Here is an 8,743-nt window from a genome sequence, read left to right as displayed (position 1 = left end):
CGGAACAGCGTGGGGGTGGCGGTGAGCGTCGCGGTCATCAGAAGTACCCGTCCTTCTTGCGGTCCTCCATGGCCGCCTCGCTGAGGCGGTCGTCGGCACGGGTCGCCCCGCGCTCGGTGAGGGTCGACACGGCGACCTCGGCCACGATCGCCGCCAGGTCGGCGGCATCCGATTCGACCGCTCCCGTGCAGCTCATGTCGCCGACGGTCCGGTAGCGCACGGTGCGCAGCTCGACGGTCTCGTCCGCGCGCGGCGGCGAGAAGGGCCCGACGGGGCGCCACATGCCGTCGCGTTCGTACACCTCGCGCTCGTGCGCGAAGTACAGCGGCGGCAGGGCGATGCTCTCGCGCTCGATGTACTGCCACACGTCCAGCTCGGTCCAGTTCGAGATCGGGAACGCCCGCACGTGCTGGCCCGGCGTGTGGCGGCCGTTGTACAGGCTCCACAGCTCGGGGCGCTGGTTGCGCGGATCCCACTGGCCGAACTCGTCGCGCAGCGAGATGATGCGCTCCTTGGCGCGCGCCTTGTCCTCATCGCGACGGGCGCCGCCGAACACGGCGTCGTGGCGGCCGGCGGCGATCGCGTCGAGCAGCGGCACCGTCTGCAGCGGGTTGCGGGTGCCGTCGGCGCGCTCCTGCAGGCGGCCGTCGTCGATGTAGTCCTGCACGCGCGCGACCTCGAGGCGGATGCCGAGCCGCTCGACGGTCTCGTCGCGGAAGGCCAGCACCTCGGGGAAGTTGTGTCCGGTGTCGACGTGCAGCACCGGGAAGGGCACGCGGCCGGGCGCGAACGCCTTCGTGGCGAGGTGCAGCACGACGACGGAGTCCTTGCCGCCCGAGAACAGCAGCACGGGCCGCTCGAACTCGGCGACGACCTCGCGGATGACGTGGATCGCCTCGGCCTCGAGCAGGTCGAGCGTCGACAGGGCGGTGGCGGGGGCGGAGGTGGAGAGGGTCATACGTGCAGCCCGCATTCCGTCTTCGAGGATCCGGCCCAGCGGCCCGATCGGGGGTCTTCACCGGGGGCGACCGGCTTGGTGCACGGCTCGCAGCCGATAGACGGGTAGCCGAAGCCGACCAGCAGGTTGACGGGAGCCTTGTGCGCGGCGGCATACTCCAGCACGTCGTCGAAGCTCCAGGCGGCGACCGGGTTCACCTTGACGAGGCCGTTGCGCTCGTCCCACGTGACCAGCGGGGTGTTCGTGCGGGTCGGCGCCTCGTCGCGGCGGACGCCGGTGAACCACACCTCGTAGCCGCCGAGGGCGTCCTGCAGCGGCGCCACCTTGCGGCGCGCGCAGCACAGGCCCGGGTCGCGCTCGAAGAGCTTCGCGCCGAACTCGGCGTCCTGTTCGGAGACGGTCTGGTCGGGGGTGATGTCGACGATCCGCACGTCGAGGGCGCGCTGCACCTCGTCGCGCGTCGCGTAGGTCTCGGTGAAGTGGTACCCCGTGTCGAGGAACAGCACGTCGACGCCCGGCAGCTGCTCGGCCACGACGTGGGGCAGGGCGGCGTCGGCCATCGAGCAGGCGACGGCGGCGGCATCCACCGAGAAGTTGCGGGCCACCCACGCCACGACCTCGGCGGCGGACGCCTCGTGGTCGGTCAGGCTGCCGAGCTCGAGGTTGCCCTGCTCGGCGAGCGCCTTGAGTTCTTCGTGCGTGCGCTTGACGGCGATGCGGGGCGCGAGGCTGACGGTCACTGGAGGGCCTCCTCGTCGGCGCGGTGCGCCCACTGCGCGAACGTCTCGTCGCTGGCGGCATCCCTGTCGGCGAGGAAGCGGGTGACGACGCGCTCGACGTAGTCCGCGATGCCGTCGGCAGCCACCTTCAGGCCGCGGACGGTGCGGCCGAGCCCCGGCTCGTCGCGGTCCTGCGAGGCGAGCCCGCCGCCGAGGTGCACCTGGTAGCCGGGGACCTGTTCGCCGTCGATCGTGACGAGCTGGCCCTTGAGGCCGATGTCGGCGGTCTGGATGCGGGCGCACGAGTTGGGACAGCCGTTCACGTGGAGCGAGATCGGATGCGGCAGCTCGAAGCCCTTGAGGCGCTCTTCGAGGTCGAGCACGGCCGCCGTCGCGTTGACCTTGGTCTCGACGATCGCGAGCTTGCAGAACTCGATGCCGGTGCACGCGATCGTGCCGCGGCGCAGCAGGCTCGGGCGTGCCTGCAGGCCGAGCGCGTCGAGCTCGGCGATGAGCGGCTCGACGTCCGCTTCGGGCACGTCGAGGACCACGATCTTCTGGTGCGGGGTCGTGCGCAGGCGGGTCGAGCCGTGCGCCTCGGCGATCTCGGCCAGGCGGGTCAGGGTCTCGCCGCTGACACGGCCGACGATCGGCGTCACGCCGACGTAGAAGCGGCCGTCCTTCTGCCGGTGCACGCCGACGTGGTCGCCGGGGGTCGCGGGGCGGGGAGCGGCGGGGCCGTCGGGGAGCGCGTAGCCGAGGTACTCGTCCTGCAGCACCTGGCGGAACTTCTCGGTGCCCCACTCGGCCAGCAGGAACTTCAGGCGCGCCTTGTTGCGCAGGCGCCGGTAGCCGTAGTCGCGGAAGATCTGGGCGACGCCGTGCCAGGCATCCACCACCTGATCGGGCCGGACGAACGTGCCCAGGCGCTCGCCGAGACGCGGGGTCGTCGACAGGCCGCCGCCCACCCACAGGTCGTAGCCGATGCCGAGCTCGGGGTGCTCGAGGGCGACGAACGCGACGTCGTTGATCTCGTGCACGACGTCCTGGCTGGGGTGGCCGGTGATGGCGCTCTTGAACTTGCGGGGCAGGTTCGACAGCGTGGGGTCGCCGATGAAGCGGCGCGAGATCGCCTCGATCTGCGGCGTCGGGTCGATGAGCTCCTCGGACGAGATGCCGGCGACCGGCGAGCCGAGGATCACGCGGGGCACGTCGCCGCACGCCTCGGTGGTGCCCAGGCCCACAGCCTCAAGGCGGCGCCAGATCTCGGGCACGTCCTCGACGCGGATCCAGTGCAGCTGGATGTTCTGCCGGTCGGTGATGTCGGCGGTGCCGCGCGCGAACTCGGTCGAGATGCCGGCGATGACGCGCAGCTGCGCGGTGGTGAGCTGCCCGCCGTCGATGCGGACACGCAGCATGAAGTACTCGTCTTCGAGCTCTTCGGGAGTGAGGGTCGCGGTGCGGCCGCCGTCGATGCCGGGTTTGCGCTGGGTGTACAGGCCCCACACGCGGAACCGGCCGTGAAGGTCGGTCGGGTCGATGCTCTGGAAGCCGCCGACGGAGTAGATGTTCTCGATGCGCTCACGCACGCTCAGGCCGTCGTCGACCTGCTTCCACTCCTCGTTGCCGTTGAGTGGGGCCTTGCCGTCGATCTTCCACTGGCCGTTCGGCTTGGACGACGGGCGCGGAGGGCGCACGGCGGCGCGCGGGCGCTCCGACGCGTGCGGTTCGGTGTCGCTGATGGTCACGGTGCCTCCGGGGTGGATCCCGGGGCGCCCCGGGCGGGACTCTAGCGAGTCCATTCCGTGAGGCTAGAAGCGGCGACCGTGTGGGCCTATCCGAACGTCAAGCGACGTTAACCGGCGTAACCGGGCGTCACACAGTTGCAGCGCGGCGCCTTTGTGGACTCAGTCCGACAAACGCGCGGCTCCGTTGTAGCGATCGACGACGAGGTCGACGAGGGATGCCGGCGGCGCATCGCTCCCGAGCAGCGGCGGTGCGACCGTGGCGCCGCCCGAGAGCGTGACGGCGAGGTCGTGGAAGTACCCGGGCGCCAGCAGATAGTCGGCGACGACCACGCGGTCGCCCGCGGCCGCCACCGCGACATCGAGCCGGGGGTCGGCCGCGGCCAGGAACCCGACAGCGACCTCACGGCCGAGTCGGTCGCCCAGCATCCGCGCGGTGACCCGGCAGTCCTCGTTGGCGCGGTCGTCGCTGGAGCCTGCGACCGCGAGGACGAGCATGTCGTCAGGTCGCGGTGCCACACTCTCGAGCTGCGCGACGAGCGCGTCGACCAGCCGCTCGTCGGGGCCCAGCGCCGGCGCGATCACCACGTCACCGTGGCCCGCGGACTGCTGGATGAGGTCGACCCGCACGTGGTACCCGGCCGACAGCAGCAGCGGCACGATGACGACGGGCGTCCCCGCGGGGATCGCGTCGAGGGATGCCGCCACGTCCGGCTGCTGCACGTCGACGTGCCCGAGCCGCACGATCGTGTCGGGCAGCCGTGCGGCCACGGCGTCGACGAGTGCCTCGACGGCCGCCTGCCCCGCGGGCGAGGACGTGCCGTGCGAGATCGCGAGGAGCGCTGGACGTGTCACGCCCCCATTGTGCCCGCCCGGTGCATCGCAGGGATCGCGCGGGGTTCGGCATCCGCTCACCCTGGGTGCACGCCGGCAACAGCATGTTCCCCTCTTCGCGGCGACATCCGCGCGCCCCGCGGGTCGCGCCCGCAACGGCAAGTCCCACTCCTCGCCGCCCGGCGGGTGCCGGTGCGGCGAAGAGTGGGACGCGAAGCAGGGCGGGAGTGGATCAGGCGGCGCGGTCCTCGCGGCCGCGCGCGAACCCGGCGTCGAAGCCGCGCTCGTACGCCTCCTGGGCGCGACGCCCGCCGTGGCCGCGGCCGTGGTGGCCGTGACGCGGGTGGTCGTGACCGCCCTCGTGGGGGTGGCCGTGGCGACCGGGCCCGGCGTGCGGGTGACCGTGGTGCTCGCCGCACTCGCCGTGGCCGTGCATCGCGTGCATCGGCTCGCCGTCGTGGTCGGCCGGACGGCCGGGACGGCCCGGGCCGAAGCCGCCGTGACGGTGGGGGCCGAAGCGGTAGCGCAGCGCGGGGTCGAAACCGGCGCCGAACGGCGGGCGGCCGAAGCCGGGGCCTCCGAAGGCGGGCCCGAACCCGGGGCGTCCGAAGCCGCGACCGAAGCCGGGACGGCCGAAGCCGCGCTCGGCGGCCGTGGACTCGTCCCAGCCCAGCTCGCGGGCGATGGCCTCGAGCGAGGCGGTGAGCTGCGTGTACGCGTCGTCCCCGACGGCGCCGGTCACCCGCGAGCGGATGCCGTCGACGATGGCGCCGAGGCGCTCCTTCTCGGCGCGGCCGAGGTCGGTGAGCTCCCACGTGCCGTCGCCCTTCTCGACCACCCAGCCGCGGTCTTCGAGCGACCGCAGCCGCTTGCCCTTGCGGGCGAGGCGCTCGGCGAGCCCGGGTGCGTCGATGTCGCCAGACACCGCGTTGAGCAGCATCCAGTCACGACGCGAGACGCCCTCGGCGTGCAGCGCCTCGGCGAAGGCCTGGGTGAGCAGGCCGTCCACCGCGCGCAGCCAGTAGCCGAGCGGGCGGGCAGTGCGGGGAGTGTCGTTCTCTTCGTTCAGATTCGTGTCGTCCATGAGAAGTCCTTTCGTGGCGGCCGACGTCCGGCCGCGGATTACATGTCGTAGTGCATGTACATGCAGTGTGACATGCACTTTGAGTACATGTCAAGTCACATGTAAATTGGGAGGATGCCGGCAGCACCCGACGACCCCTCCGACGCCATCGCCGCAGCCCTCGCCCGGTTGCGCGGCCGCCGGATGCCCCGACCTCCATGGGCGGAGGGCTCGCACGGCGCCGGGCCGCACGGCGCCGGACCGCACCCGCACGGCGCGCACGCGCACGGCCCGCACGGCGCGGACCCCGACGACCCCGGTGCCTTCCCCGGTCGTGGCGGTCCCTGGGGCCGGGGTGGGCCTGGCGCACACGGCGGGCCGCCCTGGGGTGGCGGCGGACGCTTCGGCGGTCCGGCGCGCATGCGTCTGCTCGAGGCGCTGGCGGCGTCATCCCACCCCCTGTCGGTGGGCGAGATCGCCGAGGCGGTCGGGGTCGATCAGCCGCGTGCGTCGCGGCTCGTGCAGCAGTCCGTCGAGCTCGGCCTGGTGCGGCGCGAGGCCGACCCCGACGATGCGCGGCGGACGCGGGTGGCGCTGACGGATGCCGGCACCCGGCTGGTGCGCGGGTTCCGCGGGGAGCGGCGAGAGGCGATCGACGCCGCGCTCGCCGCGTTCACCGATGCCGAGCGCGCGGAGCTCGCGCGGCTGCTGACGAAGCTCGCCGACTCCTGGCCGGGAGCCTGACGGGCGCCGCCCGAGGTCCGGCCGGCCGGCTCAGAGCGATTCGCGACGGATCAAGGTCGTCGGCAGGATGTGCTCCGAGGGCACCTGCTCGCCGCGGACGCGCGCGAGCACGGCCTCGGCCGCGGTGCGTCCCATCTCTTCGAGGGGCTGCCGCACGGTCGTGAGCGGCGGGTTCGAGGCGGTGGCGATCGCCACGTCGTCGAACCCCACGAGCGAGACGTCGCCGGGCACCGCTCTTCCCGCGGCCTGCAGCACCCGCAGCGCACCGGACGCCATGAGGTCGGAGCACGCGAACACCGCATCGAGCTGAGGATCGCGCTGGAGCAGTCGCGCCATCGCCGCGGCCCCGCTGTCGACGGTGAAGTCGCCGTGCACGATCGGGCCGGGCGCGATCCCGTGCCGCGCCAGCTCGTCGGTCCACCCCTGCGTCCGCGCCCGCGCCTGCGCCATGTCGGGCGGCCCGGTGATGATGCCGATGCGCCGGCGCCCGGCATCCACGAGAGCGCGAGCGGCTTCGACGCCTCCGCTGTAGTTGTCGGCGTCGACGACGATCGCGGCCGCGCCGGGCTCTTCGTCGGGGCGGCCCACCCAGGCGACGGGCACGGGGGAGTCCATGAGCCGGTCGACCAGGTGCGTGATCTCGTGCTGCAGGATGACGATCGCCCCGTCCACCGCCCCCGAGCGCAGAAAGCGGGGGATGCGATCGAGATCCTCGTGGTCCGCCGGGAGCAGGACGGGCTGCACCTCGCCCGCCGACAGGCCTTTCGCGGCACCCTTCAGCACCGACGTGAAGAACGTGCCCTCGATGCTGCCGAGTTCGTTGAAGGCCAGGACCAGCCCGATCGCCCCGGCCCGGCCGCCGCGGAGGACGCGGGCGGCGAAGTTCGTCTCGTAGCCCAGCAGCTCGGCGTGCCGCTTCACCGACGCCGTCATGACCGGGTCGACGTTCGCGGCGCCGGCGAGCACGCGAGCGGCGGTGGCGCGCGAGACCCCGGCCGCGGCGGCAACGTCGAGGATGGTCGGTCTGGCCATCGCGTCCTTTCTGGCCGGGCGGCGATCTCTGGGCGGTGCTGATCCGCGGAAGATCGATCTCTGCTCGGAAGATCATCGCACGGTCGGCGGGCTTCCGACATCCGTTCCTCGCCGAACATGGCAAACACATGAGAAGTCGGACCGCGTCAATACGTTGCTCTTGCCAACGAATCGACGATCGGTCTACTCTGACCACGTTTGAGAGATCGATCTCTCCGGAGGCCGATGCGGACCCCCGGCAACCACATGTCCCCGAAGAAGAGGAGCAGTTGTGAATCGTCGCAAACTCGCCCTGCCCATCGCAGTAGGCGCCCTTGCGCTCGTCCTGTCCGGATGCACGTCCGGCGGAGGGTCGGGCGCCGGTGCCGACGACCCCAACGCGGAGTTCGAGTTCTGGTCGTTCACCGGCATCGGCCAGAAGGACTCCGTCGACCGCTACCTGGAGAAGAACCCCGACGCCAAGGTCAAGCTGTCGGAGGTCGGCAGCACGACCGAGACCGCGACCGCGCTGACCGCCGCGCTCGCCGGCGGGAAGGTGCCCGACCTCGTCATGATCCAGAACGACGACCTGCCGAAGTTCCTCGAGAACCCCGGCAACTTCGTCGACCTGCGCACGCTCGGCGGCAAGGACATCGGCGACGACTACCTGGACTGGGCGGTCGAGGGCGCCACCGCCGAGAACGGTGCGCTCGTCGGCATCCCGACGGATGTCGGCGGCCTGAGCTTCGCCTACCGCGCCGACCTGTTCGAGGCCGCGGGGCTTCCGACCGATCCCGCCGAGGTCGCCAAGATGTGGTCGTCGTGGGACGACTTCATCGCGATGGGCGAGAAGTACACCGAGGCGACCGGCAAGCCGTTCATCGACAACGTCGAGACGACGATGTTCTTCTCCGCCGTCAACCAGGTGACCGAGAAGTACTACTCGCCCGACGGCGAACTCGTGTTCGACACCAACCCGCAGGTGAAGGACGCGTTCGACGTCGCGGTGCAGGCGTACGACGCCGGGATCAGCGCGGGCATCGCCGCGTGGTCGTCGGGCTGGGCCCCGGGCAAGGCGAACGGCGCCTTCGCCGTGACCATCGCGCCGTCGTGGATCCTCGCCGGTCTGCAGAACGACGCGCCCGACACGAAGGGACTGTGGCGCGTCGCAGCGCTCCCCGGCGTCGGTGGCAACTGGGGCGGCAGCGTCATCGCCATCCCCGCCCGCGCCAAGCACCCCGAAGCGGCGTGGCAGTACATCGAGACCATGCTGTCGCCCGAGGGTCAGACCGAGCACTTCGCCGAGACCGGGACCTTCCCCGCGGCCAAGTCCGCGCTCGAGAGCCCCGAGGTGCTGGGGTACACCAACGAGTTCTTCGGCGACTCCGCCATCGGCCAGGTCATCAGCGACTCGGTGACGCAGTTCAGCTCGTTCTACAACGGGCCCGACACGAGCGCGATCGGCGGTGCGCTGCTGAACGCGCTCGTCGACATGGAGGCGGGGAACACCCCGCCCGACGAGGCCTGGGACGTCGGCGTGAAGAACGCCAAGGCCGCCATCAACGGCTGACCCGATCCGCCTGGCGGGGGGGGGGGGGGGGCCCGGGCCCCCCCCCCCCGCCCCCGGGGGGATCGAACCCCCCCCCCCCCCCCCCCCCCCCCCCCCCCA

8 protein-coding genes are annotated in these 8,743 nt (G+C 72.1%); 2 read left to right on the top strand and 6 right to left on the bottom strand.

The window, feature by feature from the left end; genetic code table 11:
• Positions 1–37: 37 nt before the first annotated feature.
• The 5 genes from cysD to ACTHNQ_RS14210 form a co-directional block, all read right to left on the bottom strand.
• A complete protein-coding gene (cysD, locus tag ACTHNQ_RS14230; protein ID WP_440334365.1) occupies positions 38–958 on the bottom strand; it encodes a sulfate adenylyltransferase subunit CysD in 921 nt (306 codons plus the stop codon).
• Complete coding sequence (locus tag ACTHNQ_RS14225; protein WP_440334363.1) at positions 955–1,698, bottom strand: phosphoadenylyl-sulfate reductase; 744 nt, start codon at positions 1,696–1,698, stop codon at positions 955–957. The genes cysD and ACTHNQ_RS14225 overlap by 4 nt, the downstream gene beginning before the upstream one ends.
• On the bottom strand, positions 1,695–3,425 hold the full coding sequence (locus ACTHNQ_RS14220; protein WP_440334361.1) for a nitrite/sulfite reductase: 1,731 nt from the start codon (positions 3,423–3,425) through the stop codon (positions 1,695–1,697). Before ACTHNQ_RS14220 ends, ACTHNQ_RS14225 begins: the two co-directional genes overlap by 4 nt.
• A gap of 159 nt (positions 3,426–3,584) precedes the next feature.
• Positions 3,585–4,277 (bottom strand): sirohydrochlorin chelatase, encoded by a 693-nt coding sequence (locus ACTHNQ_RS14215; protein ID WP_440334360.1) that lies wholly within the window; start codon positions 4,275–4,277, stop codon positions 3,585–3,587.
• A gap of 211 nt (positions 4,278–4,488) precedes the next feature.
• Positions 4,489–5,340: a MarR family winged helix-turn-helix transcriptional regulator gene (locus ACTHNQ_RS14210; protein ID WP_440334358.1), complete on the bottom strand. Its 852-nt coding sequence runs from the start codon at positions 5,338–5,340 to the stop codon at positions 4,489–4,491.
• Between the two features lie 114 nt (positions 5,341–5,454).
• Here ACTHNQ_RS14210 and ACTHNQ_RS14205 point away from each other — a divergent pair, with 114 nt between their 5' ends.
• Positions 5,455–6,063 carry a MarR family winged helix-turn-helix transcriptional regulator gene (locus ACTHNQ_RS14205; RefSeq protein WP_440334356.1) on the top strand — a complete coding sequence of 203 codons (609 nt, stop codon included), beginning with the start codon at positions 5,455–5,457 and terminating at the stop codon, positions 6,061–6,063.
• A gap of 30 nt (positions 6,064–6,093) precedes the next feature.
• On the opposite strand, the gene ACTHNQ_RS14200 is transcribed toward ACTHNQ_RS14205, so the two are convergent.
• Positions 6,094–7,095 (bottom strand): LacI family DNA-binding transcriptional regulator, encoded by a 1,002-nt coding sequence (locus ACTHNQ_RS14200; RefSeq protein WP_440334355.1) that lies wholly within the window; start codon positions 7,093–7,095, stop codon positions 6,094–6,096.
• A 271-nt stretch (positions 7,096–7,366) separates the two neighbouring features.
• Between ACTHNQ_RS14200 and ACTHNQ_RS14195 the strand changes: the two genes are divergently transcribed.
• Positions 7,367–8,644 (top strand): ABC transporter substrate-binding protein, encoded by a 1,278-nt coding sequence (locus tag ACTHNQ_RS14195; RefSeq protein WP_440334354.1) that lies wholly within the window; start codon positions 7,367–7,369, stop codon positions 8,642–8,644.
• Positions 8,645–8,743 lie beyond the last annotated feature (99 nt).

It is taken from the genome of Microbacterium sp. (genome assembly GCF_051953575.1).
GTDB lineage: Bacteria > Actinomycetota > Actinomycetes > Actinomycetales > Microbacteriaceae > Microbacterium.
The sequence above is the reverse complement of the archived record's forward strand: the minus strand, read 5'-3'. Positions and strand labels throughout refer to the sequence as shown.